Source organism: Roseiarcus sp., assembly GCF_049514155.1.
GTDB lineage: Bacteria > Pseudomonadota > Alphaproteobacteria > Rhizobiales > Beijerinckiaceae > Roseiarcus.
Genome location: NZ_JBEKVH010000010.1, coordinates 1 through 23,493, shown reverse-complemented (window position 1 = coordinate 23,493; position 23,493 = coordinate 1). Strand labels below are relative to the sequence as shown.

Annotated in this window: 22 protein-coding genes, 1 tRNA gene and 2 pseudogenes; 19 read left to right on the top strand and 6 right to left on the bottom strand. The window is 65.8% G+C overall.

Translation table 11 applies throughout. The features are described 5' to 3' along the window. Nucleotides 1–25 precede the first annotated feature (25 nt). A pseudogene (locus ABSF49_RS02630) lies at nt 26–616 on the top strand (DUF1638 domain-containing protein); the annotation flags it as partial. A gap of 195 nt (nt 617–811) precedes the next feature. Beyond that, nucleotides 812–1,804 (top strand): betaine--homocysteine S-methyltransferase, encoded by a 993-nt coding sequence (gene bmt / locus ABSF49_RS02625; protein WP_424111098.1) that lies wholly within the window; start codon nt 812–814, stop codon nt 1,802–1,804. A 133-nt stretch (nt 1,805–1,937) separates the two neighbouring features. Here the strand turns inward: bmt and ABSF49_RS02620 are convergent, their stop codons facing one another. Beyond that, nucleotides 1,938–3,311 (bottom strand): uroporphyrinogen decarboxylase family protein, encoded by a 1,374-nt coding sequence (locus tag ABSF49_RS02620; RefSeq protein WP_424111069.1) that lies wholly within the window; start codon nt 3,309–3,311, stop codon nt 1,938–1,940. Between ABSF49_RS02620 and ABSF49_RS02615 the strand changes: the two are divergent. Next, a pseudogene (locus tag ABSF49_RS02615) lies at nt 3,289–3,435 on the top strand (hypothetical protein); the annotation flags it as partial. The gene ABSF49_RS02620 and the pseudogene ABSF49_RS02615 sit on opposite strands and share 23 nt — an antisense overlap. An 18-nt stretch (nt 3,436–3,453) precedes the next feature. After that, nucleotides 3,454–3,756, top strand: coding sequence for a YadA-like family protein (locus tag ABSF49_RS02610; RefSeq protein WP_424111097.1), 303 nt, complete (start codon nt 3,454–3,456; stop codon nt 3,754–3,756). A 403-nt stretch (nt 3,757–4,159) separates the two neighbouring features. Here ABSF49_RS02610 and ABSF49_RS02605 read toward each other — a convergent pair whose 3' ends face one another. Beyond that, a complete protein-coding gene (locus ABSF49_RS02605; protein ID WP_424111068.1) occupies nt 4,160–4,513 on the bottom strand; it encodes a hypothetical protein in 354 nt (117 codons plus the stop codon). 118 nt (nt 4,514–4,631) lie between these two features. Between ABSF49_RS02605 and ABSF49_RS02600 the strand changes: the two genes are divergently transcribed. After that, complete coding sequence (locus ABSF49_RS02600) at nt 4,632–4,796, top strand: hypothetical protein (protein ID WP_424111067.1); 165 nt, start codon at nt 4,632–4,634, stop codon at nt 4,794–4,796. Nucleotides 4,797–4,915: 119 nt separating this feature from the next. Here the strand turns inward: ABSF49_RS02600 and ABSF49_RS02595 are convergent, their stop codons facing one another. Further along, entirely contained in the window at nt 4,916–6,223 is a 1,308-nt protein-coding gene (locus ABSF49_RS02595) for an amidase (protein WP_424111096.1), read from the bottom strand. A gap of 269 nt (nt 6,224–6,492) precedes the next feature. Here ABSF49_RS02595 and ABSF49_RS02590 point away from each other — a divergent pair, with 269 nt between their 5' ends. The 3 genes from ABSF49_RS02590 to ABSF49_RS02580 all read left to right on the top strand — a co-directional run bounded on the left by ABSF49_RS02590 (nt 6,493) and on the right by ABSF49_RS02580 (nt 10,080). Then, nucleotides 6,493–7,491, top strand: coding sequence for a substrate-binding domain-containing protein (locus tag ABSF49_RS02590; RefSeq protein WP_424111066.1), 999 nt, complete (start codon nt 6,493–6,495; stop codon nt 7,489–7,491). A 67-nt stretch (nt 7,492–7,558) separates the two neighbouring features. Next, a complete protein-coding gene (locus ABSF49_RS02585; RefSeq protein ID WP_424111065.1) occupies nt 7,559–9,055 on the top strand; it encodes a sugar ABC transporter ATP-binding protein in 1,497 nt (498 codons plus the stop codon). Continuing rightward, nucleotides 9,052–10,080: an ABC transporter permease gene (locus ABSF49_RS02580; protein ID WP_424111064.1), complete on the top strand. Its 1,029-nt coding sequence runs from the start codon at nt 9,052–9,054 to the stop codon at nt 10,078–10,080. Before ABSF49_RS02585 ends, ABSF49_RS02580 begins: the two co-directional genes overlap by 4 nt. 77 nt (nt 10,081–10,157) lie before the next feature. Here the strand turns inward: ABSF49_RS02580 and ABSF49_RS02575 are convergent, their stop codons facing one another. Then, complete coding sequence (locus tag ABSF49_RS02575; protein ID WP_424111063.1) at nt 10,158–11,054, bottom strand: helix-turn-helix domain-containing protein; 897 nt, start codon at nt 11,052–11,054, stop codon at nt 10,158–10,160. Nucleotides 11,055–11,164: 110 nt separating this feature from the next. Between ABSF49_RS02575 and ABSF49_RS02570 the strand changes: the two genes are divergently transcribed. Both ABSF49_RS02570 and ABSF49_RS02565 read left to right on the top strand, forming a co-directional pair. Next, the gene (locus tag ABSF49_RS02570) at nt 11,165–14,542 is read left to right on the top strand and encodes a DUF5107 domain-containing protein (RefSeq protein WP_424111062.1); all 3,378 of its coding nucleotides are present in this window, start codon (nt 11,165–11,167) and stop codon (nt 14,540–14,542) included. A gap of 84 nt (nt 14,543–14,626) precedes the next feature. Continuing rightward, entirely contained in the window at nt 14,627–15,532 is a 906-nt protein-coding gene (locus ABSF49_RS02565; protein ID WP_424111061.1) for an aldose 1-epimerase, read from the top strand. Nucleotides 15,533–16,066: 534 nt separating this feature from the next. Here ABSF49_RS02565 and ABSF49_RS02560 read toward each other — a convergent pair. Then, a tRNA-Arg gene (locus ABSF49_RS02560) sits at nt 16,067–16,143 on the bottom strand. Nucleotides 16,144–16,266: 123 nt separating this feature from the next. Between ABSF49_RS02560 and ABSF49_RS02555 the strand changes: the two genes are divergently transcribed. The 9 genes from ABSF49_RS02555 to ABSF49_RS02515 all read left to right on the top strand — a co-directional run bounded on the left by ABSF49_RS02555 (nt 16,267) and on the right by ABSF49_RS02515 (nt 22,768). After that, entirely contained in the window at nt 16,267–17,085 is an 819-nt protein-coding gene (locus ABSF49_RS02555) for a thermonuclease family protein (RefSeq protein ID WP_424111060.1), read from the top strand. A 17-nt stretch (nt 17,086–17,102) separates the two neighbouring features. Next, nucleotides 17,103–18,602 carry a M48 family metalloprotease gene (locus ABSF49_RS02550; protein ID WP_424111059.1) on the top strand — a complete coding sequence of 500 codons (1,500 nt, stop codon included), beginning with the start codon at nt 17,103–17,105 and terminating at the stop codon, nt 18,600–18,602. Further along, nucleotides 18,599–19,237: an RdgB/HAM1 family non-canonical purine NTP pyrophosphatase gene (gene rdgB, locus ABSF49_RS02545; RefSeq protein ID WP_424111058.1), complete on the top strand. Its 639-nt coding sequence runs from the start codon at nt 18,599–18,601 to the stop codon at nt 19,235–19,237. Before ABSF49_RS02550 ends, rdgB begins: the two co-directional genes overlap by 4 nt. Nucleotides 19,238–19,292: 55 nt before the next feature. Next, entirely contained in the window at nt 19,293–19,616 is a 324-nt protein-coding gene (locus ABSF49_RS02540) for a DUF1476 domain-containing protein (protein ID WP_424111057.1), read from the top strand. Nucleotides 19,617–19,717: 101 nt separating this feature from the next. Continuing rightward, nucleotides 19,718–19,903 carry a type II toxin-antitoxin system HicA family toxin gene (locus tag ABSF49_RS02535; protein ID WP_424111056.1) on the top strand — a complete coding sequence of 62 codons (186 nt, stop codon included), beginning with the start codon at nt 19,718–19,720 and terminating at the stop codon, nt 19,901–19,903. Between the two features lies 1 nt (nt 19,904). Continuing rightward, nucleotides 19,905–20,309, top strand: a complete 405-nt coding sequence (locus tag ABSF49_RS02530) for a type II toxin-antitoxin system HicB family antitoxin (RefSeq protein ID WP_424111055.1) — start codon at nt 19,905–19,907, stop codon at nt 20,307–20,309. A 238-nt stretch (nt 20,310–20,547) separates the two neighbouring features. Next, entirely contained in the window at nt 20,548–21,027 is a 480-nt protein-coding gene (locus ABSF49_RS02525; protein ID WP_424111054.1) for a hypothetical protein, read from the top strand. A 456-nt stretch (nt 21,028–21,483) separates the two neighbouring features. Next, nucleotides 21,484–22,119 carry a TetR/AcrR family transcriptional regulator gene (locus ABSF49_RS02520; protein ID WP_424111053.1) on the top strand — a complete coding sequence of 212 codons (636 nt, stop codon included), beginning with the start codon at nt 21,484–21,486 and terminating at the stop codon, nt 22,117–22,119. A 130-nt stretch (nt 22,120–22,249) separates the two neighbouring features. After that, nucleotides 22,250–22,768, top strand: a complete 519-nt coding sequence (locus ABSF49_RS02515) for a DUF2852 domain-containing protein (RefSeq protein WP_424111052.1) — start codon at nt 22,250–22,252, stop codon at nt 22,766–22,768. 233 nt (nt 22,769–23,001) lie between these two features. On the opposite strand, the gene ABSF49_RS02510 is transcribed toward ABSF49_RS02515, so the two are convergent. Continuing rightward, nucleotides 23,002–23,493 (bottom strand): RNA pyrophosphohydrolase (locus ABSF49_RS02510; RefSeq protein ID WP_424111051.1); only part of this gene is annotated, 492 nt, incomplete at its 5' end.

The following is a 23,493-nucleotide window of genomic DNA, read 5'->3' as shown; positions in this document are numbered from 1 at the left end:
CGTCTCATGCGAGCGAGGCTTGGACATGACGGCGTCCGCCGCCGAGGCCGGCCAAACGGAAATCGGGCGCGCGGCGCCGCGCAAGACGCTGGCGATCGCCTGCGGCGCCTTGGCGCGCGAGATGGTCGCGCTGTCGCGCGGTCCGCTCGGCGGCTTCGACGTCACGTGTCTGCCCGCTGAACTGCACAACCGACCCGAGCGCATTCCCGAGGCGATCCGGAGCAAGATCCACGAGAACCGCGCGCGCTACGACGAGATCCTGGTCGTCTACGGCGATTGCGGCACGGGCGGCGCGCTCGACATCGTGCTCGCCGAAGAGGGCGTGACCCGAGTGGCCGGACCGCACTGCTACGCCTTCTACGCCGGCGAGGATGCGATCGCGGCGATGATGGCGGAAGAACCGGGCTCGTTCTTTGTCACCGACTTCCTCGCCCGGCATTTCGATCGCCTGGTCGTCCGCGGCCTCGGCCTCGACCGCTTTCCCGAACTGCGCAACGAATACTTCCGCCGCTACAAGCGGCTCGTCTATCTCGCCCAGAGCGAAGACCCTGACCTGACCGCGCGAGCGGAAGCGGCGGCGGCGCGGCTCGGCCTCGCTTTCGAACGCCGCTACACCGGGCTCGGCGTCGCCGCAGAGTCGGTCGCGACGGCGCGACGCACGGACAGGCCGGACAAAACACGCTACCGTCAATCGCCATGTTGCAATGGTGGAGCGGCGCCCCGGCGCCGAGCGAGGCGACGAAATGAAGGGGCGCGCCAGCGCCAGATTGCGCCGAGACGCGGCGGATGTCGGTTTGAAGTGGGAAAGTCCATGCTGTCGAAACTGATCGCCGCGGGGCGGCCGCTACTCGCCGACGGCGCCACCGGAACCAACCTGATCGCAGCCGGCCTCGCCTCGGGCGATTGCGCCGAACTTTGGAACGAGACGCATCCGGAGCGCATTCGCGCGCTGCACCAGAGCTTCATCGACGCCGGCGCCGACATCATCCTGAGCAACAGCTTCGGCGCCAACCGCCGTCGCCTCGGCCCGCGCGGTCTCGGCGCGCGGGCGAAGGAACTCAGCCGGCTGGCGGCGCAAAATGCGCGCGCCGTCGCCGACCGGGCGGGCCGTCCCATCGTCGTGGCGGGTTCGGTCGGTCCGACCGGCGAGATGCTCGCCCCGCTCGGGTCGCTGACCGAGGACGAAGCGACGGAGATTTTCGCCGAACAGATCGAAGGCCTCAGAGAGGGCGGCGCCGACGTCGTCTGGATCGAGACGATGTCCGCGCTCGAGGAGGCCCGCGCCGCGGCGCGCGCGGCGATCGCCGTCGGCGCGCCTTATACCGCGACCGCGAGCTTCGACACGGCGGGCCGCACGATGATGGGGCTTGCGCCGGCGGACTTCGCGCGCGCGTTCGACGATCTTGCGCCGCCGCCGCTCGCTGTCGGCGCCAATTGCGGCGTCGGCGCCGCCGATCTCGTCGTCTCGGTGTTGGCGATGACCGAGGCGAACCCCGAGGCGATCGTCATCGCCAAAGCCAACGCCGGCCTGCCGCAATGGCATGAAGGGCATATCCATTATTCTGGATCGCCCGAGCTGATGGAGCGCTACGTCGCGTTGGCGATCGACGCCGGCGCGCGCATCGTCGGCGGCTGCTGCGGCAACACGCCGGCTCATGTCGCGGCGATGCGTCGCGCGCTCGACCGATGCCAGCGCGGACCGCGGCCCGACCTCGCCGCGATCGAGGCGGCGCTCGGCAAACTCGTCGCCCCGGCCGCGGCCAAGGGCGCCGGGCGCCGTCGGCGCAGCCGGGAGGGCGCGTGAACGGCAGCCTGTAACGGATTCACCGCGCCGGAGGGATCATCCGCCTACGCCGGATTGTGGCCGGCCGCAGGGTCGGGATATTCACGATCATAAGACAAATAAGAACGGCATTTGGCGCGCCGCGGACATGCGATCAATGCAGCCCCGACGCCAGCCCGCTTTCGCCATCAATGGCGTGAACCAGGGCCCAGAAATTCTCGAGCGGCGTATCCAGTTGAACATGATGGGTTGGAGAGAGGATCAGTCCGCCGTCGTAGCCAACGGTCTCCAGGCGCTCCAAGACCTGCGCGCGCACTTCATCTGGGGCGCCGAAGGGAAGGGTATGCTGTTCGTCAATGCAGCCCCAAAAGCAGAGCTTGTCTCCATACTCACGCTTCAACTTTGCGGGATCCATGCAGGCCGGCTGCACGGGATTGAGCACATCCAGCCCGATCTCAATCAATTCCGGAATGATCCGTTCGATATTGCCGTCGGAATGATAGGCAATTTTGACTTCTGGGTTGATGGCTTTCAGCGTGGAAATGAACTCGGCCATGCGGGGCTTGAGGAACCGCCGCCAAGCGTTGGGCGAGATCATCATGCCATGCTGCATGCCCACGTCATCTCCCGTCCAGATCATGTCGACGCCCAGTTCGACGAGTCGCTTGGCGGCAGCCAGATGATATCGGAATGGAATATCGAGAATTGTTTCGGCGAGACGCGGATCTTCGGTGAAATCGATCATCATCTGCTCTAGGCCGCGCAGGGCCCAAGCGGTTTCAAAGATGGTCGTCACGGTCACGCCAACGATCCAGTAGTCGCTTTTGTGAGCGGCGATCAGGCGCTCGGCCTCGCCGTAAAGCTCCGGACGGTGCGGGTCGGGCGGGCGGTAGGATGCGACGGCATGTTCGTCGGCCAGCGGATGACCGACGATATCCGTATAGAACCCGGCGCCGAAACGGGTCTCATAGGGAGCGTTCTTCCACGACACCCCCCACTCGTCGGTATAGGAGTCCGTGCCGCCGGCGTAGGTCTCGTTGGCGTAATACGAGTTGGCCCAGCCGACTGAGGTGAGCAGCAGATCCTGTCCAAGCGCGCGTTCCAGCTCGTAGGTGTTGCCGCCTCCGTGCGGATTGTGGACGGACCGGCCGGTCTGATGCATATCCTCGCGCAATCTCTGGGCAAACTCCGGAGTGAAGCTGATTTGCATCGGGCATCGGTCCGGCTTCTCATGGTTGAGGGACATGCTTACGCGATCGCGTGGCTTGAGGGACGTTCCATTGCTCATCGGCGACGGTCCTTTTTTCATCGGGATCAAAAGCGAATCCCGCTTCGATGGATCGGCCTGAAGGCTCTGCTGAGCATACGCTCTCACGCGCCGCCTGCCACACACTCTGTTGACGTGTGGAAGGAAAGACTCATGCTTGGCAGAAATCCGAAGTTCGGGCATATTTTCTAGGGGGCCGCCGGTCATTTGGCGGGTGTGCAATCCGGGGGGCAGGGTCATGCGGAGCAGCGCCAATTTCAATTCACTCGCTTTTCTGGGTTCGGTGATCGTCGTCTGTCTCCTTTCTCCGTCAGTCGCAGCGCCTGTCGAGTATACAAAAATCTGTTCGATTGGAGACGTTGTCGGATTCTTTGTCCCCGGCACCGACACCTGCCTCGATCCCATGACCGGCAAGACCGCGATCGCCACGTCGAGCGGCGCCGCCTACGGGCTGTCTCCCATGGCGATGAGCATCGATCGCTCGCTCGAGGGCGTGGCGATCACCACCGCGTTGCCGACTGCGATCATCGAAACGGGCAAGACCTACGCGATCGCGGTCGATCTCGGCACTTTCGACGTCTATAACGCGATTGGTTTCGGCGCAGCGGTGAAATTGAACGACAACTTCCAACTCAACGCCGCAGTGGGCGCTGGGTTCACCGGCCGCACCGGCGCGGCGCGAATCGGCGCCAATTTCTCGTGGTGACGAATACTGCTCAACGCATTGGAATGATTGGCGTATCGGAAGGGGAGGCCCTTACCTGCGCAGATCAAACACCTAGGGGGTCGGGTGGGACAAAAGACCTTCTATCTTTTCCAGGAGGTTCCGAGGCGCGTGTCCCACCTAACAAAGGAAGCGGACGTGGCTGCGTTGCATTTGCGACGCAGTGCCGCCACCGCCCGGCTCGGCTTTGTCGCCGCTCGAGCACAGAACGCGGTCGTGTCGAGCGGGGAACGCCGAGCAGAAATTGGATGGTGCGATAAACGACTTCCTAGCCGAACAGGCGCGTTGCAAACTTGTTGCCTTGTGGCGCGGACGCTCCCGCGCTTGCCCGCCGTGCAGGAATGGGCGTTGGGTCTTTGCGCACGCGCGCCCTACAGCATGCCCGTCATTGGCCGCGCGGGTAGCGCCGCTCGGACTCGAGGACGTTGAGGTCCATGTCGTTGCGCATGTAGCGACGCGAGGCTGGTTCGTGGGGCTGGAAGTCCCATGGTGTGCACGTCCCCTGGCGCAGTTCCTCATCGAGGATATGGCGGCGGCGCTGGCTCGCCCGCACGGCTTGGTCAAAGGCGGCGAGGTCCCAGCGCGCAGCGAAGCGGCGCTCGAAGTCAGCCCAGACGTCGGCATGGTCGGAGAGGAGCGCGAGGTTCTCGAGTTCGTGAGGATCAGCGTCGAGATCGTAGAGTTGCGGCGGATCGGGAGGTGTCGTTCGGCGCGGGGTCCCGACGCCGATCGGCGTCATAAATTGTTGATCCCAATCGGAACGAACGGGTCAAAACTCGCGCCGAACAACACTCAAGGCGCCCGCGACGGTCCATTGGGGCGTCAACAACTGCCAGAACGTCCGCGACGTCGAGACGTTGGACACGGGTCTCGGCGTGCATGTCGCCTATTTGCCGGTCGCGGCGCTGACCGCCGGGGAAAGCGTTCAGTTCACTTTCCCCTGGCTGGACGCTCTGACGTGGGAAGGTCAGGACTATTCGATCGACGTGGCGGAGTTGCGGCCGCAGGGGGTCTCGGCCTGAAGCCCGTATGCCGATCGGCGCATAGCGTCGTTCTCAGGTCATCGAAGTCGCCGGCGCCTCGATCGGCGCATGCCAGTCCTGCGAAAATGCGGCTTGGCGACCTGGGAACTGAACTCGCTTCAGGCGCTCTTCCTCAGATCCAGCTCGACGGCGCGCGCAATCGACAGCAAGGCCTCATCCGTCCCGTGGCGGCCGACGAGCATGACGCCCGCGGGCATCGGTTCGATGGGCATGGGGATCGATATCGCGCAGAGATCGAAGAAATTGGCGAAGCCCGGATTGCGAAGCATCAGCGCGTTCATCGCTTTGAAGGCCTGTGGGTTCGCCACCTCCGCCATCAGCGGGGCCGTTCTCGGCGTCGTTGGAAGGATAAGACAGTCCCAATCTCTCAGCCGCCGGTCCATCGCGGCAATGAGGCGATCGCGGCGGCGAAGGGACAGGCGATATTGTGGTTCGGCAATGTGTTGGCCCCTGCGAATGCGCGCCAACACCTGCGGATCAAAATCACCTGAGCGCGTCGCCAGGCGTTCGGCATGGAGCTGCGCCGCTTCAAAGGGGACGATCGGCGCATCAGCCAGGATCGCGTGCATCTCGGCGATCAGATCGGCCAGGCTCGCCTCTTGCACGATGGCGTTTTCGCTCTCCAACACGCGCAGCGCCAGGCCGAACGCCTGCAGAACCGCCGGGTCGGCATTCGCCAGATAATCTGCCGCCACGCCAAATCGACGGCCCGCGAGCGCAGCGGGCTTGACCGGCGCCGGCGCCTGCCCCGCCATGACCGCGTCGGCGTCCGCACAGGCCTGGACCGAACGCGCGAGGGGGCCGACCGAATCGAGCGAACGGGACAACGGAAACACGCCGTCGCGGGGGATGCGGCTGGCAGTCGGCTTGAAACCGACCACGCCATTCAGCGAAGCGGGGATTCGGACGGAACCGCCGGTGTCGGTTCCGATGGCGAGATCGGCGACGCCGAGCGCGACGGAAACGCCGGCGCCGGACGACGAGCCGCCGGGAATGCGATCGCGCGCCACGGCGTTGCCCGGCGTTCCCCAGTGCGGATTGAGGCCCAGCCCGGAATAGGCGAATTCCGTCATGTTGGTTTTGCCAAGAATGATTCCGCCGGCCTCGCGCAGCCGACGCACCACGACCGCATCGGCAGCCGCCGCAGGCGCGTCACGCAGGATCGCCGAACCGGCCGTCGTCGGCTCCCCGGCGACGTCGAAGAGGTCCTTGATTGTGACGATGTCGCCGTCCAGCGGTCCGAGACGCCCCCCAAGTTGAAGTCGACGGTCGGCGGCGTCGGCGGCCGACCTTGCCGAGCCGATATAGAGCCGCGTGAAAATGGCGGGGTCGCCGAGTGACTCGATGCGCGCCAGCGCGGCTTCAAGTCTGTCACGGCAGCGATGCGCCCTGTAAGGCCGGGACATATTGCCGTTCCGCTCTTCATTCAAAGTCAGCAATCGCCCTTCGTTCACGTCGATCAAACAGACACGCTCAGCTGTTGAAGCGCCGCCGACCCGCGGACCCCCAAGTTTCAAGCGCCGGCGGGTCTGCGACGACGCGGACACGCAATCAGAGTATCATCCATATCTTCCAGCGTCTGCGCCATTCCCGCGCCAGCTTCCGACCCACTACCGTAGAGTGGGCTCGCAGCCGATCAAGCTGCGAAGCCAGATAAACCGGGAGGAGACGTGACATGAGGCGCCTGAGCGACATGAGACGATATCAAGTGCCGACGTTGCTCGCAGGGCTCATCGGCGTCACAATCGGCGTGCTGCCAGCGTGGGCGGCGGGCGATGAGTTGACGATTGCGCTCATTCAAAAGCAGGGCGACCAGCAGTATTTTGTCGACGAGGCGAACGGCGCGCGCGACGCCGCCAAGCAGCTCGGCAATGTGAAGGTCGATGTCGTCAACGTCAGCATGGACTCCAATGCGGCGATCAGCGCGATCAACGTGATGATCGGCCAGAAGGTCGACGGCATCGCCATCGTGGTGCCTGACCAGCAGATCGGCCCCCAGGTGATCGACATGGCGGCGCAGGCCAAGATTCCGTTGGTCTCTGCCGACGACCCGATCAAGAGCGGGACCGGGCAACCCGCCGCTTTCGTCGGCTTCGACGGCTTCGACATGGGCTCCAAGGTCGGCGAGGAAGCCGGCAAACTGTTCAAGGCGAGCGGCTGGAACCTCGACGACGTGCGGGTCATCGCCGCCTACCAGCAGCAGCTTTCGGTCTGTCAGGACCGCGAGTCCGGCGAAGAGGCGGCGTTCCAGAAGGTCGTCGGAGGATTGCCGAAGATCATTAAGGTCGGCACCGACAACTCGACCGTGGACGCGCAGAACAAAACCGGCGCCGTGGTCACCGCCAATCCGAACGTGAAACACTGGGTCGCCTGGGCCTGCAACGATGAGAATCTGGTTGGGGTGACCACGGCGCTCGCCAACGCCGGGGCGCCCGCAGCGAACGTCATCGGGGTCGGGCTCGGCGCCTACCTCACGTGCAAGGACTGGCAGGCCGGCCAGACAACCGGAAACAAGGCCGCGCTCTATATCAGCGGCCGCGACGTCGGTGACGCCGCAATGCGCGTGCTCGTCGCGGCGATCCGCGATCACAAGCCTCTTCCCGCCAAGACGATCGCCAACACGACCATCGTGGGGCCGGAAAATTGGAAGGCGGTGATGGGGAGCTGCAGCTAGCAGGGAAGGAGCGCGGCGCGGCCCGCATCGCCGCGCCGCATGACACGCCATGCTCAAGGGTTCTGCTATGCCGCCGGCTGCGCTGGTCATGGAAGGCGTCGACAAACATTTTGCCGGCGTCCAGGCGCTGAGCGGGGTGCGATTGACCGCCCGCGCCGGCGAGGTGCTCGCCCTGATGGGGGAAAACGGCGCCGGCAAATCGACCCTGCTGAAGATCCTGTCCGGCGCCTACACGCCGGAGGCCGGCCGCATCCAGATCGACGGCAAGCCGGTCACGATTTCTGCGCCCGCGGACGCGCACCGTCTCGGAGTTCGCGTGGTGGCGCAGGAGCCCGAGATCATTCCCTATGTCTCAGTTGCGGAAAACATCTACGCCGGCGCATTGCCGCACCGCGGCCGGCTGGTCGATCGGACGGCGTTGCGCGCCAAGGTGGCGGCGGATATCCAGCGCAGCGGTTTTTTGGGAATGATCGATCCCGATCAGCTCGGCAATAGCCTTTCGCCGGCCCAGCGCCAACTCGTCGAGATTCTGCGGGCGCTTTCGGGAGACGTCCGGGTCATCGCGTTCGACGAGCCCACCTCGTCGCTGTCGGACCGCGACTCGGAGACGCTGTTCGCGCTGATAAAGCGTCTCACGGCGTCCGGCATCGCGGTGATCTACGTTTCGCACCGTATGAAGGAGATCCTGCACATCGCCACACGCGTTCTGGTGCTGCGTGACGGCCAGGTCGTGGGCGAACGTCAGGCGGAGGAGACCAACGAGGGAGAGCTCGTTCGAATGATGGTGGGGCGCGACCTCAGCGCGCTCTACCAACGGTCGGCGCATTCTCCGGGCCGGGTCGTCCTCAGCGTCGAAAACGTCAGCAGCGCCGACGTGCGCGACATCAGTTTCGAGGTGCGCGCAGGCGAAGTCGTGGTGCTCGCCGGACTTGTCGGCGCCGGGCGGACCGAGCTTGCGCGCGCCATCATTGGCGACGTGCCGCTGACCGCGGGCGAGATCCGCGTCGACGGCCAGGCGTTGCAATTGCGTTCACCGATGGACGCGGTCCGTGCGGGACTGTGCTTGGCGCCCGAGGAGCGCAAGGCGCAAGCGTTGCTGATGAAACGTTCGGTCCGCGAGAATATTTCCTTGGCGGTGCTGCAGCGCCTGAGCCGCTGGCACGTGGTCAACCGGGGCGAGGAACGGCAGCTCGCTGAACGCTATTTGCGCGAACTGCATATTCGCACGCCGTCAATCGAGCAGGAGGTCGCGACGCTTTCGGGCGGCAACCAGCAAAAGACCGTCTTGGCGCGTTGGCTCGCTCGCGACTCGAAGCTGTTGATTCTTGACGAGCCGACGCGTGGCGTGGACGTGGCGGCGAAGGCGGAGATCTACGCGATCATCGACCGGCTGGCGTCGCGCGGCATCGCCGTGCTGGTGATCTCATCCGAGCTGCCGGAGGTGCTGGGGCTCGCCGACCGCATTGTCGTGATGAAGGGCGGCAGGGTTTCCGGCACGATCGAGCGCGCCGACGCAACGGAAGAGAAGATTCTGAGTCTCGCGATTCTGGAAAAGGCGGCATGAGCCAGTCACTCCCCGACGCGAACGCTTCGACGCCGCGTCTCCCTCCGCGCGGAGCGCTGAGACGCATCCTCGAAGCGATCGGCGTGCAGAATGTCAGCCTGCTGATCGCCTTGGCGCTGCTTGTCGCCTTTATCGGCGGGCAGAACAGCAACTTCTTTTATTCCAGCAATATCGCGACGATCGGCACGACCGTGGCGATTGTCGGCATTCTCTCGGTTGTGCAGACGGTGGTGATGCTGCTCGGTGGGCTGGACATCTCCGTCAGCTCCCAGGCCGGGCTGACTTCGGTCGTCTCGGCCATGGTGTTCATGGCCACGCAGAGCGCGTTCGCGGGAATCGTGGCGGCGCTGGTGCTGGGCTTGGGCACCGGTCTGCTCAACGGCGTGATCATTATCTATGGCCGGGTCAACGCCGTGATCGCCACCTTGGCGACCTTGGCCGCGTACCGCGGCCTCGCCAACCTGATCGCCAACGGCCGCGCCCAAGGCTATACCGGCGTCGACCAGGTGTTCATCTTTTTAGCGCGCGGGACGATCGTCGGAATCCCGGTGTTGATCTGGATTCTGGTGGTGGTCGCACTCTTGGCGCAACTCGTGCTCCACTACACCGATTTTGGCCGCAATATCTATGCGGTCGGCGGCAACGCGACAGCGGCCCGCCTCGCCGGCATTCCTTTGAACCGCTACATTCTCGCCGTCTACATGCTCTGCGGCTTCGTTTCGGCGCTCGCCGGCGTGTTGCTGACCGCGCGCACCGGTTCGGGGCAGCCGACCTCCGGAAGCCAGGGCCTCGAGCTCCAGAGCATCACGGCGGCGGCGCTTGGCGGCTGCTCAATGCAGGGCGGCAAAGGAACCATCGTCGGCACAATATTCGCGGTCGTGCTGCTCGGTGTGCTGCAAAACGGCCTGATCATCCTCGACGTGAACTCCTTTTGGCAGGACATCGCCCAGGGCGCGCTTCTGGTGATTGCAGTCGTCATCCAGCAGCGCCGGGCCGGTGGCCGCGGCATCGGTCTGCCGATGTGAACAAAGACGGCCCGGCGTCTTTGTACGAGCTGACGTGGACCTCGATCGACCTTGGCGATCGCCCGAGCGTCGTCGCCTCAGCCCGTATGCTGCTGGCGGTATTCGCTCGGCGAACAGGCATAGATCCGATGGAAGCTCCGCGAGAAATAGAGCGGATCGTCGATGCCAAGTCGAATTGCGATTTCCTTGATCGGCATGTTGGAGGTTTCCAGCAGGCGGCACGCCCGCTGCATCTTGAGACGCAGGAAAAAGTCGATGGCGCTGAACCCCGTGCGCTTCCTGAACAGGGCCGCGAAATGCGAGGGCGAGAGCTTGCAGTATTTGGCGAGCTCTTCGACGCGTACGTTGCGATCAAGGGTGCTCAGCATGAGCGAGACGACATTTTCGATGCGTTCCTCGGTCGTTTCGGCGGCGCCGTTGGGCCGGTTGGAGCCAAGAGCGACGCGCGCGACCACCTGCGCCAGGCAGAGCGAGGCCCCCAGCAGGTTGTGGGCGCTGTAGCCACGCTCAAGGAGGCCCAGCATCTGCTCGAACAGGGCGACCAGTCCAGAGTCCTGGCCCAGCGTGAGGATCGGTTGCCGGGGCCGAGCGCCCAACAGCCGCTGAGCTTCGCCGACCTTGGGACCAACCACGTGGACCCAGTAGATCGTCCACGGCGAGGCGTGGTCGGCGCCGTAGACATGCGGGACGCCGGGCGGGATGACGGCCGCCTGGCCAGGATGAACAGGAAACGTCTCGCCGGCCAGCTTCAACCACCCCTCGCCCTGGAAACACCAGAGAAAGATCAGCTCCGGGGATCCCTCGGGGCGCTCGCGATGATGCCATCGCGCATGCGGATAGTGACCGACGTCGCTCGGCGAAAGCTCGAGCAGCGGCGCTGCATTCAACCATGAGGCGATGACTGGCCGCGGCAGTACGACGGCGCGCTGGCCGGGGAAGCCTTCAGCGATGCGGGGCGCTTGATCTCCTTCCATGGAGTGAAGGATATCAGAGCATCGTACATGCTTTCCAGCATTCGTCCCATTCCCCCCTGGACCGCCGTTCGGGAAGATACTTGGCCGTTCGAAGAGCGATAGAGAGGAATATGCGCCAGATTCCGCTTCCTGCCGCACCGCAAGAGCTGCGCGGCGCGGTGAAAGCCTGGACGGAGCCGGTGTCGATTCCGACATTTGCGCCGCTCGCCCCGGACCGCAATCCGATGTTCATCGAGAAGCGGGTCTATCAGGGTTCCAGCGGCCGCATTTACCCGCTGCCCTTCTGCGACCGCATCGCCGACGCCCCGCATGATCGCGCATGGACCGCCGTCCATTTGGAAAACGAGTTCATCCGGGTGATGATCCTGCCGGAGCTAGGCGGTCGCATTCATGTGGCCCGCGACAAGACGAACAATTACGACTTCGTCTACCGCCAGGATGTCATCAAGCCCGCCCTCGTCGGATTGGCCGGACCCTGGATCAGCGGCGGCATCGAGTTCAACTGGCCGCAGCACCATCGGCCGAGCACTTTCATGCCGGTCGACTTCGCCATCGAGAACGAGCCTGACGGCGGTTGCATCGTATGGCTAAGCGAGCACGAGCCGATGAACCGGATGAAAGGCATGCACGGCGTGCGCCTGCGCCCTGGTTCAGCGGTGCTTGAGCTGAAGGTCCGCCTCTATAACCGCACGCCCGTCGTGCAGACTTTTCTCTGGTGGGCGAACGTGGCGACCGCTGTTCACGAGCAGTACCAGAGCTTCTTTCCGACTGATGTTGGCTATGTCGCCGATCACGCCAAGCGCGCCATCAGTTCTTTTCCGTTCTGTCAGGGCAGCTACTACGGCGTGGACTACGGCAAGCGCGGCCGAGAAGGCGTGCCCCAGGACGAACTGCCGGCAAAGTTTACGCCGCCTGGGACTTACCCTGCCAATGACCTTTCCTGGTACGCCAACATCCCGGTTCCGACGAGCTACATGTGTCTGGGGACGAAGGGCGACTTTTTCGGTGGCTACGATCACAAGGCGGCGGCCGGAATCGTCCATGTCGCCAACCATCACATCGCCCCCGGCAAGAAGCAGTGGACGTGGGGCAACCAGGCCTTCGGCTACGCCTGGGACCGCAATCTGAGCGAACCCGACGAGCAGGGCGTCTATCGCCCCTACATCGAGCTGATGGCCGGCGCGTACACCGACAACCAGCCCGATTTCTCCTTTCTCGCTCCAGGCGAGACCAAGGAATTCCAGCAGTACTGGTATCCGATCCGGGCGATCGGCACGGTGCAGCAGGCCAACCTCGCCGCCGCGCTGCACCTTTCGGTCGACGCAGGCGCCATCCGCCTCGGCGTCGGCGTCCCGACTCCGCTTGTCGACGCCACGATCATTTTGGCGGCGGGCGGCCGCAATCTTGGGCGATGGGAGCGATCGCTCCACCCGAAAACGCCCTTTGCCGAGACGCTCGCGTTGCCTGCCGGCGTCGCCAGCGCGGATCTGTTCCTTTGCGTCTGCGACGCGACGGGGAACGAGGTGATCGCTTATCGCCCTCAGCCGCAGAGCGCCACAGCGCCCGAGGCGGCGACCGAGCCGCCTCCGCCTACCGAGATCGCGAGCGCCGACGAGCTCTACGTCACCGGCCTGCACATCGAGCAGTACCGCCACGCGACGCGGGCGCCGGATGACTATTGGCAGGAAGCGCTGAGGCGGGACCCGCTGGACAGCCGCTGCAACAACGCGCTGGGGCTGTGGCGCCTCCGCCGCGGGGAATTTGCTCTGGCGGAGTCTCATTTTCGCCGCGCGCTGCAACGTCTACTTAGGCGAAATCCCAATCCCTACGACGGCGAGGCGCTCTACAATCTTGGCCTGAGTCTGCGCTACCTCGGGCGCGACGACGAAGCCTACGCGGCTTTCTACAAAGCGACATGGAACGCCGCCTGGAGCGGACCCGGATATCATGCCTTGGCCGAGATCGATTGCGGGCGAAGCGATTGGTCGAATGCGCTCGACCACCTCGACATGAGCTTGCGCCGAGGTTCGGACAACCTCCGCGCCCGAAATCTCAAGGCGATCGTGCTGCGGCGCCTCGGCCGGGAGGAAGCCGCCTCGACCCTGTTGCGAGAGACGCTGGCGCTCGATCCGCTCGATCATTGGGCCCGATATCTCCACAGCGGCGTTCTGGCGAGCGGAGGCCAGAATCGTCTCGACCTCGCTCTGGATTTCGCGCGGGCCGGCTTGTGCCGCGAAGCTTTGAACGCGCTGGAAGGCGCCATTGGCGAGCCCCTCTCCGGCGCCGCGCCTCTCATTCATTATTACATGGCGCACTTCGCCAGACAGGCGGGCGACGAGGCGACCGCACAGATGCACGGCGGAAAGGCGCGCGCCGCGAACCCCGACTACTGCTTTCCGGCGCGGCTCGAGGAGATCGCCATTTTGCAGGGAGCGATCGCCGCCGATCATGACGATCCGAAGGCGCCATACTACCTCGGCAATCTTCTCTATGACCGTCAGCGTTATGATGAGGCGCTCGTCTGCTGGCGAAGTTCGACCCGGCTCGACCCTACGTTTTCGATCGTTTGGCGCAATCTCGGCATTGGCGCCTTCAACGTGCGCAAGGATCCGATCGAGGCGGCGGACTGTTACGAGAGAGCGTTTGCGGCCGCGCCCGGCGACGCGCGACTGCTCTATGAACGCGATCAGCTCTGGCGACGACTCGGCCGCCTTCCCACCGATCGATTGGCTGAGTTGCGCAGGCGCCGAGTCCTCGTCGATCAGCGCGACGATCTCACAGTCGAGTTTTGCGCGCTGCTGAACCAACTCGGCGCTCACGACGAGGCGCTGGAGGTCCTGACCCGCCGCCGCTTTCAGCCCTGGGAGGGCGGCGAGGGTATGGCGCTTGGACAATATGTCCGCACTCGGCTCGCGCTCGGGCGGCGGGAGCTGGCCGCTGGCCGTCCGGCGCAAGCGCGCCCGCATTTTGAAGCGGCGCTCGACGTCCCCGAAACTTTTGGCGAAGCCAAGCACCTGCTCGCAAACCAGAGCGATGTCCATTACTGGCTCGGCTGCGCCTTCGCGGCGGCCGCGAACGACGCCGCGGCGCGGCGTCACTGGACGCTCGCGGGCGAGTTCCGTGGCGACTTCCAGGGCATGCGCGCCCGCGTCTATTCGGAGATGGCCTACTACTCTGCGCGGGCGCTGGAGCGCCTCGAACGGAAGGAGGAAGCGGCGGCGATGATGAAGGGGCTCAGCGAGTATGCCGAGGCTCTCCTCACAACGCCCGCGAAAATTGACTACTTCGCCACGTCTTTGCCGACAATGTTGCTGTTTGAACAGGATCTCCAGAAAAGCCAGGAGCGCAACGCCCGCTTTATGCTCGCCCAGGCGAGCCTCATGTTGGGCGACGCGGGGCAGGCTCGCGACTGGCTGGAGCAGGTGCTTCGGGAAGACCCGAACCACGCGGCCGCGGCCGATCTGCTCGGCGAGATCGGGTCTCGGTGAATGCGCTAGCCTGTCCGTGTCTTCTTGCCCACTCAGCCGCCGGAAAGCGGCGAAACGCACGACAATGGAATGGGCGCGCAGAGCATGAGCGTCTTCAATCTTGAGAACGAATGGCTTGAACTGCAAGTCAGCACGGATGGGGCCGCGATTTGGCGCTTCTTCGCCAAGGGCGAGAGCGGCGGAATTCCGCTGATGCGCGCGCCGGCGGCCACGGCCGTCGGGGTTGCAGCGCAGTCCGCCTGTTTTCCGCTCGTGCCGTTCGGCAACAGAGTTGGCGGCAATCGCTTTGCGTATGAGGGGGTAACCTACGCGCTGGCGCCGAACATGGACTGGGACGAACACTACCTGCACGGCGACGGCTGGACGACCGAATGGCGGGTGGCGGAGCGCGCGCACAGCCGAGCGCGAATGGTCATGCGCCACGACGACGCCGGAACGCCGTACAGCTACGAAGCTGCGCAAAGCTTCGCCCTCGACGGTTCTACCCTCACGCTCAGTCTTGAGGTTGTGAATCGGGGCGCCAAGGCGCTGCCTTTCGGCCTAGGCTGGCATCCCTACTTTCCCCTGACCGCCAGCACGACGCTGCGAGCGCCCGCCTCCGCGCTTTGGCTCGAAGGCGCCGATTGGCTGCCGACAGAGCGGGCGCCCATTCCAGCCGACCTTGATTTTACCAGTGCGCGCGAGCTGCCGCGCCGTTGGGTGAACCATGGCTTCGAGGGTTGGAACGGGGCCTGCGAGATCGCGTGGCCCGACCGACGGGCGCGCCTAAAACTCGAAGCCGACGGACTCTTTGGGCGCTATTTCTTGTTCGTCTCGGACCCGAAATTCGAAGCCGGATACAATTACGAGTTCTTTGCTTTCGAGCCGATGAGCCACAGCGCCAACGCCCACAATTTGCCGGATGGCGGCGGTCTGCGCCGGCTGGCCCCAGGCGAATCGCTGAGCGGAATGATTCGCCTTACCGCGGAACTGGATTCTCGGAAGCGGTAGGCCGCTTTGGCGCCCGCGAGTGGCTGGCGAGGACCTGTGCATAGGCGGCGGGGTCGGACGCCGATCGGCGTCCCAACACCTTGAGCAAATTCACCACGAGTGGGTCAGAGGTAACCGCTGTTTTGACCCCACCTTCAGTTTGGCGCTGCGGTGAACGATGCTGAGCCCGTGATTTGGGGATCGGCTTGTGTCCAGACTTGATGGTGAGCTTGAGCTTAAGGCTGCCGCGGGGCGTCGGATTGAGGTCATCGCTGGCGGTGGAGGCCGACGGCGCTGGTCGGAGGATGAGAAGGCGCGAGCGATCGAAGCCTCGCCGGCTCCAGGGGTCGTCGAATTGCGCGCCATGTTCGGATGGACTTCGGACCAGATGCCCGCCCTCTACACGAAGGCCGCTGATCGCGCTCGGATGGCGGGAACCGGCATGACGAAGCTTGAGCGCGGGGGCAGAAAGTGAACGCCCTATCCCCTCACCTGATCCTAAGGTGAGGGAATTCGGGAGAATTGCGCAATGAGATCAATACGGCCGAAAAGTAGTGGCGTCCCGGAAGGGAATCGAACCCCTGACCCCAGGTTTAGGAAACCTGTGCTCTATCCTGCTGAGCTACCGGGACCTCTCCGCCCGCCGGCGCCGCTGCGGGCCGGCGCGCTTCGCCGCCGCCCCGCTCGCCCTTGGGCGGTGACCGCGCCGGGCGAAGGGGCTAAAAGCCGTCTCGCAACGGCGAAGCGCCTCTAGCATGAAATCCGCTCCAACGCATCTCGCCCGTCGGCGCGCCGCCGTCGTCGCCGCCCTGGCGCTGGCGCTCGGCCTTGCGGCCGGGCGGGTGGCGGCCTGCGGCGCGGCGGGGGGAATTGTTCAGGCCGCCTCGGTCGACCAACGCGGCGAAATTGCGCTCGCCGACGGGCGGACGCTGAGAATCGCCGGCCTCGACCTTCCCCTTCCCTCGCGCGGCGATCCGGCGCTGGCGGCGGCGGCGCGCGACCTGCTGACGAAGCGTTTTGTCGGCCGCGAGGCGGCTTTATCGCTTGTCGTCGCCGCCGCCGACCGCTGGGACCGCGCGCTTGGCGACCTCGTCGCGCCCGTTTCCGACGCCGCGCCCGCCTCGGCCGCCGAGGCGCTGATCGCCGCCGGCCTGGCGCGGGTTCGTCCGGAATACGAGACGCGCGGCTGCGAAGCCGGCCGACTCGCCCTGGAATCCGCGGCGCGCGCGAAAGGACTTGGCGTCTGGCGCGATCCCGATTATGTCGTGCTCGCCGCCGACGACGCCGCCTCTCTGGCGCGGCGCGACGGGCGCTTTGTCATTGTCGAGGGCGTGGTGCGCAGGATTGGCCTCGGCCGTGCGCGCCTCTATCTTGATCTGGGCGGGCGCGGCGCCCTTTCGGTCGTCGCCTCGCGCAAGACGCAGGCGGCGTTCCAGGCGGCCGGCGCTCCGTTGACCGCGCTCGCTGGAGAGAAAATTCGGGTGCGCGGCGCATTGGACAGCCGATTCGGCCCGCAACTGGAAATTGTCGACCCGCTCATGCTGGAGCGGCTCGGGCGAGCCGAGGCGAAATAGGGAAGCGGACCGGGCAAATGAGGGTCTGGGCGGGCGAGAGCGGATGGCGGCGCGGCGCGGCGTTGCGCGCGCGCGCGCTCGCCGCCTTCGCCGCCGCGCTGACGCTGCTGCTCGCCGCCTGCGCGACCATCGATCCGCCGTCGCATCCCACCGCGGCCAACCTGGTCCCGACCGCCGCGCCGCAGACGACCGGCGGCGTCGACGCCAACCCCGAGCGCACGCGCCTGATCGACGCCTTCGGCGGCGAATACAGCGCGCCGGCGGTGGAGCGCTATCTCGACGACGTTCTCGCCCGTCTCGCCCAGCAGAGCGAAACGCCGAGCGAGCCCTATCGCATCACCGTCCTCGATTCGCCGGTCGTCAACGCCTTCGCGCTGCCCACCGGCGAGATCTTCATCACCCGCGGCCTGCTCACGCTCGCCAACGACACCTCGGAAGTGGCGGCGGTGATGGCGCACGAGATCGCACACGTGACGCAGCGCCACGCCGCCCAGCGCGCCGAACTGGAGAAGACCGCGCAGCTGTTCACCCGCGTCTCCAACCAGGTGCTCGACCGGCCGCAGGAGGGCGAGGCGGTGCAGGCGCGCATGCAATTGTCGATCGCGCGTTTCTCGCGCCAGCAGGAGTTCGAGGCCGACCAGATCGGCATCGGCGTCATCGCCAAGGCGGGCTACGACCCCTACGCCGCTTCGCGCTTCCTGACCTCGCTCGGCCGCTGGAGCGCGCTGCGCACGGCGATGATCGGCGCCGGCTCGGCCGACAAGCCCGACATGATGGCGACCCATCCCTCGACCCCCGAGCGCGTCGCCCAGGCGGTCGTCGAAGCGCAGAAGGTCGGCGCGCCGGGGGTCGGCGAAACCGGCCGCGACGGCTATCTCAACGCCGTCGACGGCATCGCCTATGGCGACAATCCGGCCCAAGGGCTGGTGCGCGGAACGCGCTTTCTCCATCCCAAGCTCGGCGTCGCCTTCGCGGCGCCTGACGGTTTCACGCTGGAGAACCAGGCGGCGGCGCTGATCGGCGTCGGCGAGGGCGGCGCGCAGGCGCTGCGGCTCGACTCGATCGCGCTCTCCCCGTCGACCTCGCTTGAGGACGAGCTCGCCTCGGGCTGGATCGACGGGGTCAAGACCTCGTCGATCGAGACGCTGCAGGGCGGCGATTATCCGATGGCGATCGCCGTCGCCCAGGGCGACCAGTGGAGCTTCCGGCTCGGCGCCGTCCGGGTCGGCGATCGCGTGTTCCGGCTGATCTTCGCCGCTCATTCGCTCACCCCCGCCGTCGACGCGCGCTTCCGCGCCGCGATCCGCTCGTTCCATCGGCTGCGGCCGGAGGAGGCGACGGAAGCGCAGCCTTTACGGCTGCGGGTGGTCGCGGCCCAGGCCGGCGACACCACCGCGTCGATGGCGCAGCGCATGTCGCCCGACGATCGCGCCGTCGGCCAATTCCTGGTGCTGAACGGCCTCGACCGCGAGGGGCCGCTCGTCGCCGGCCAGCGCTACAAGATCATCGCCCCGTGAACGAAGCGCCGAGCGGCCGGCTGAGCGGCAGGATCGTCGCCGCCACCCACAACAAGGGCAAGCTCGCCGAGCTCGCCGATCTGCTGGCGCCGCGCGGGCTCGAAGTCGTCGGCGCCGGCGCGCTCGGCCTCGCCGAGCCGGAGGAGACCGGCGACAGCTTCGCCGCCAACGCCGCGATCAAGGCGCACGCCGCCGCGCGCGCCGCCGGGCTGCCGGCGCTCGCCGACGATTCCGGCCTGTGCGTGGCGGCGCTCGACGACGCGCCGGGCATTTACTCCGCCCGCTGGGCGGGCGAGGGCCGCGATTTCGCCGGCGCGATGGCGCGCATCGCGCGCGAGCTCGAGGCGCGCGGCGCGCCGGCGCCGTGGCGCGCGCATTTCGTCAGCGCGCTGGCGCTCGCCTGGCCGGACGGGCGGCTCGAGTCGTTCGAGGGCCGGGTCGACGGGCGGCTGGTCTTTCCGCCGCGCGGGACGAGCGGCTTCGGCTATGATCCGATCTTCGTTCCCGACGGGCACGCGCGCAGCTTCGGCGAGATGACGGCGCAAGAGAAGCACGGCCTGCCGCGCGACAATTCGCTCGCGTTGTCGCATCGCGCCCGCGCCTTCCAGAAGCTCGCGCGCGCGCTGATCGATTGACGCGCGCGCGCGCCGTGGGCAAAGCTTCGCGCCGTGTGCGGACCGGGAGGCGCGGGTGAGCGAGTTCGACAAGCGCAAGCAGGGGTTCGAGAAGTTTTTCGAGCTGAGCGAAGCGCTGCGCTTCAAGGCGTTGTCGCGCCGCAATCGCGCCGTCGGAGCCTGGGCGGCGGAGAAGCTCGGACGGGCCGGGGAGGCGGCGGAGCGCTACGCCGAAGCTTTCGGCAAGGTTGAGATCGAAGGCGAGGACGACGAAACGCTGATCGCGCGCCTGCATGACGAATTCGTCAAGGCCGGGATCGACGTCTCCGCCCACCGCATCCGCCGCCGCTTCGAAGCGGCGATGAACGACGCGATCGCCGAGATCGAAGCGGGCAAGTGAGGCGAGAGCGGGGGCCGGCGGCGAGGAGGCTCAGGGGCGTATCGCAGGGGGCGAAACGTTCCTGTTGACTTTCGCGCCCAGATACACATTATACACACTCGATGAAGAGCGCGGACCTAATCCGGGAGCTGCAGGCGGCCGGCTGGCAATTGGATCGCATACGCGGCTCGCATCACGTATTCCGTCACGCCGAGAGGCCGTTTCCCGTGATCGTGCCGCATCCGAAGAAGGACTTAGGCAAAGGTCTTGTCGCGGCCATTCGGAAGCAAGCTGGTTTGAGAGACTGACATGCGCTACCCCATCGCCATCGAACTCGGTTCGGACCTGGCCGCCTTCGGCGTCGTCATTCCCGACTTGCCCGGATGCTTCAGCGCCGGCGACACGCTCGACGACGCTTTGGCGAACGCCGAGGAAGCCGCCGCCGCCTGGATCGACGCCGCGCTTGACGCGGGCTTGGCCATCCCTGCCCCGTCGGAATTGGACGCCGTTCGTCAGCGCCCCGAATTCGCCGGCTGGGCCGTCGGCGTCGTCACAGTCGATCCCGCGACGTTCGACGACACGACTGAACGCGTGAACATTACGATTCCTCGTCGCGTCCTGCGCCGCCTCGACGCATTGGCGGAAGCGGAGGGGGAAAGCCGGTCCGGCCTGATCGCCAAACTCACGCTCGGCAGGGGGCGGCGCGTCGCGTAGCGCGGCGCCGACGAACGCGCGGCTGCACGACGTATCCGTCAAGGCGGGGGTCGACGTCTCCGCCCACCGCATCCGCCGTCGTTTTGAGGCGGCGATGAACGAGGCGATCAACGAGATCGAAGCGGGGAAGTGAGGGGCGGCGCATCGGCGGCGGCTGATGATGGGAATTGCTGGGCGCGTCGCCGCAATTCAGGGTTGGGCCGGATCGCGCGGACGCTTGGGCGGGAGAGGCAATGCCGTGGATAAAGATGAAAACGATGAATCGGCAGAAACTCGCTTTAGGGAATATCAACGGAGTGTTGAGGCAATTGACCGCACCGTGGCAAACTTACAGCCTGCGTATATACAAGCATTGAATAGTATATGGATCGCCAATGCCGGCGCGTCGTTGGCAACGCTGAGCTTCATAGGTGCCACATTTCATAAATCAGGACCGCGTCTGATTCTTCTGTCGACCCTTGGTTGTTTTGTACTTGGGCTTATTTCGATGGGGGCTGGAATTCTTGGGTGGTTGATTAAGGAGCGTCGCTGGCTCGCGTATATAGATAAGCACGAGCCTCCCCTTGCGACTCTGGATGTTCCGGCCAATCTTGCAAAGAGCCCTACAGAACAAGCGGGTCTCCGTCTGAAAGACCCACGTACAACTTCGGCGCTCATCTCCGGGGCTTTGTTTGTGTTTGGTTGCGTGACTGGGCTATTTGCACTCTTGTTAGGCTAGGAACGTCGCGGCCACCTGACTTTAGGCGATCGCGCCATGCGCTCCTCACATTAAGGCTTGCGAAGCAGTCCAGTCGTTGATGAATTTTCTCACGCGGCGCGCCTCTCGAAGCGGAACGAACCTCGCCGTCGATCTCTTGTCTGCGAGACCGCTCCAAACCGCCGACCCTGTCAATGACAGCCTCGCGGCTGCCGCCGAAGGCGGCGCGGCTTAAGCCGCGTCATTGACAGGGTCGGCGGTTTGGAAAAAGGGCCGTCAAGAGATCGACGGCGAGGTCCGTTCCGCGCGCGGCCGAGGCGATGGGCAGCCTCTAGTCTTCGTTCGCCTTTTTCTGCGGGCTGATCGTCTTGCCGCGGCTCCATAACCATCGACAGGATCTTCCGCGCCGGCCGAACTGCAATCGCCGACCTTCGCCAGCGTCGACGTTTCGGCCCGTCTGATGTAAAGACTCTTCACATGAGTTGGAGCAGGGACGAGCCGCGCGGCTATCATCACGGAAACTTACGCGAGGCGCTGATCCACGCCGCGCTGGAGCTGATCGCCAAGAAGGGCGCGGCCGGCTTCACCTTCGCCGAGGCCGCGCGCTTCGCCGGCGTCAGCCCCGCGGCGCCCTATCGGCATTTCCGCGACCGCGACGAGCTGATGGCGAGCGTGGCGTTGCGCGGCTTCGAGCAGTTCGAGGCGGCGCTGGCGCGGGCCTGGGACGACGGCCGCCCCGACGCTTTTGTCGCGCTGGAGCGGCTCGGCAAGGCCTATCTCGAGTTCGCCCGCACGCAGCCCGCATATTACTCGGCGATGTTCGAGGCGGGCGTGCCGGCGGGCGCCGATCCGGCCCTGCGCAGCGCCGGCGACCGCGCCTTTGCGGTGTTGCGCGGCGCGGCCGAGCGGCTGTGCGCGACGGCGCCGCCCGGCGGTCGTCCGCCAGCGTTGATGGTCGCGCTCCACATCTGGGCGATGGCGCACGGCACCGCGTCGCTGTTCGGACGCGGCGACGGCGCGCAGCGGACGCTGCCGATCGCGCCGGCCGAGCTGCTGGAGGCGCAAGTGCTGGTCTATCTGCGCGGGCTCGGCGTCCGGGCGACTCGGACATAAGGCCGCACCCTCCGCGCCGGCGAAGCCATGGAAAATAAGACTTGAATCGAGCATTCGGCGCCCGCCTGGCGTTTGCCGCCGAGGTTCGAATTCGAACGGCGCCGCGCGAAAACGCCTTGACAAAGGTGCGATGAATGTGAATGTTATTTACATTCACAACCGAGGTCGCGCCATGCCTCTCGTTCTCATGATCTTAGGCTTCATCTGGTGGTGGCCGCTGGGCCTTATCATCCTCGGCTACCTGATTGCGCGCCATAAGTATGGCTGCTGGCGACGGCCCTACTACGCAGGGAATGGACCGATGAGCGATTGGGACGGCCACACGGATCGCTGGGAAGAGCGCCTCGACCGCAAGATGGTGCGTATGCAGGAGAAGATGCAGCGCGTGCGTGAGCGGATGGAGCGCTATCGCGGCCCGAGCGGCTGGGGATTCGGTCCGGCCTCGAGCGGCAACCGCGCCTTCGACGACTATCGCTCCGAGACGTTGAAGCGGCTCGAAGACGAACAGCGCGAGTTCAAGGACTTCCTCGAGCGGCTGCGCTTCGCCAAGGACCGCGCCGAGTTCGACCAGTTCATGACCGAACGCCGCCAGCGTCCGTTCGAATCCGGACCGGCGCCGGGGCCGACGGAAGAGCCGCCCCACAACTGAGCTCCGCCGCGCTCGCCTCCAGGCGCGTCGAGCCCGGGCCGCCCGCTTACCGCTGGGCGGCCCGTCTATTTCGCGGCGGCGGCGCGGGCGCGCCCGCTCGCAGCCGAAGGGCTCGCGGGGCAATTCGTAATATACTATGTTAGTATGTATTATTTTGAATCGGCGCGCGTGTTTTGGCGCCTAAGCGCTTGAAAAGGCTTCCTGTCGAAAAATTCTTGTCGCCGTCGCAAACCTCACGCCGGCTTCGCCAGCGGCGCGAACTGCGCCACGACCTTTTCGTAGACCGCGCGTTTGAACGGCACCACCAGTTCGGGCAGGCGCGCGAATTGCTCCCAGCGCCAGGCGTCGAACTCGGGCTTGTGCGCGCCGCCGCCGGGACGGCGGATGTCGATCTCCGCTTCTTCGCCCTCGAAGCGCAGCAGGAACCATTTCTGGGTCTGGCCGCGGTAGCGGCCGCGCCAGCGGTTGCCCGATTCCGCGGGCAGCTCGTAGCTCAGCCACTCCGGCGCCTCGGCGATCAGCGAAACCGACCTGACGTTGGTCTCCTCGTAGAGCTCGCGCAGCGCGCCGGCGTAAGGCTCTTCGCCCTCGTCGATGCCGCCTTGCGGCATCTGCCATTCGTGGCCGGCGACCAGGGTCGCCTCGCGGCTGCGCGCGCGCCGGCCGATGAACGCCTCGCCGGCGCGATTGATCAGCGCCACGCCGGCGCTGCGACGATAGGGCAG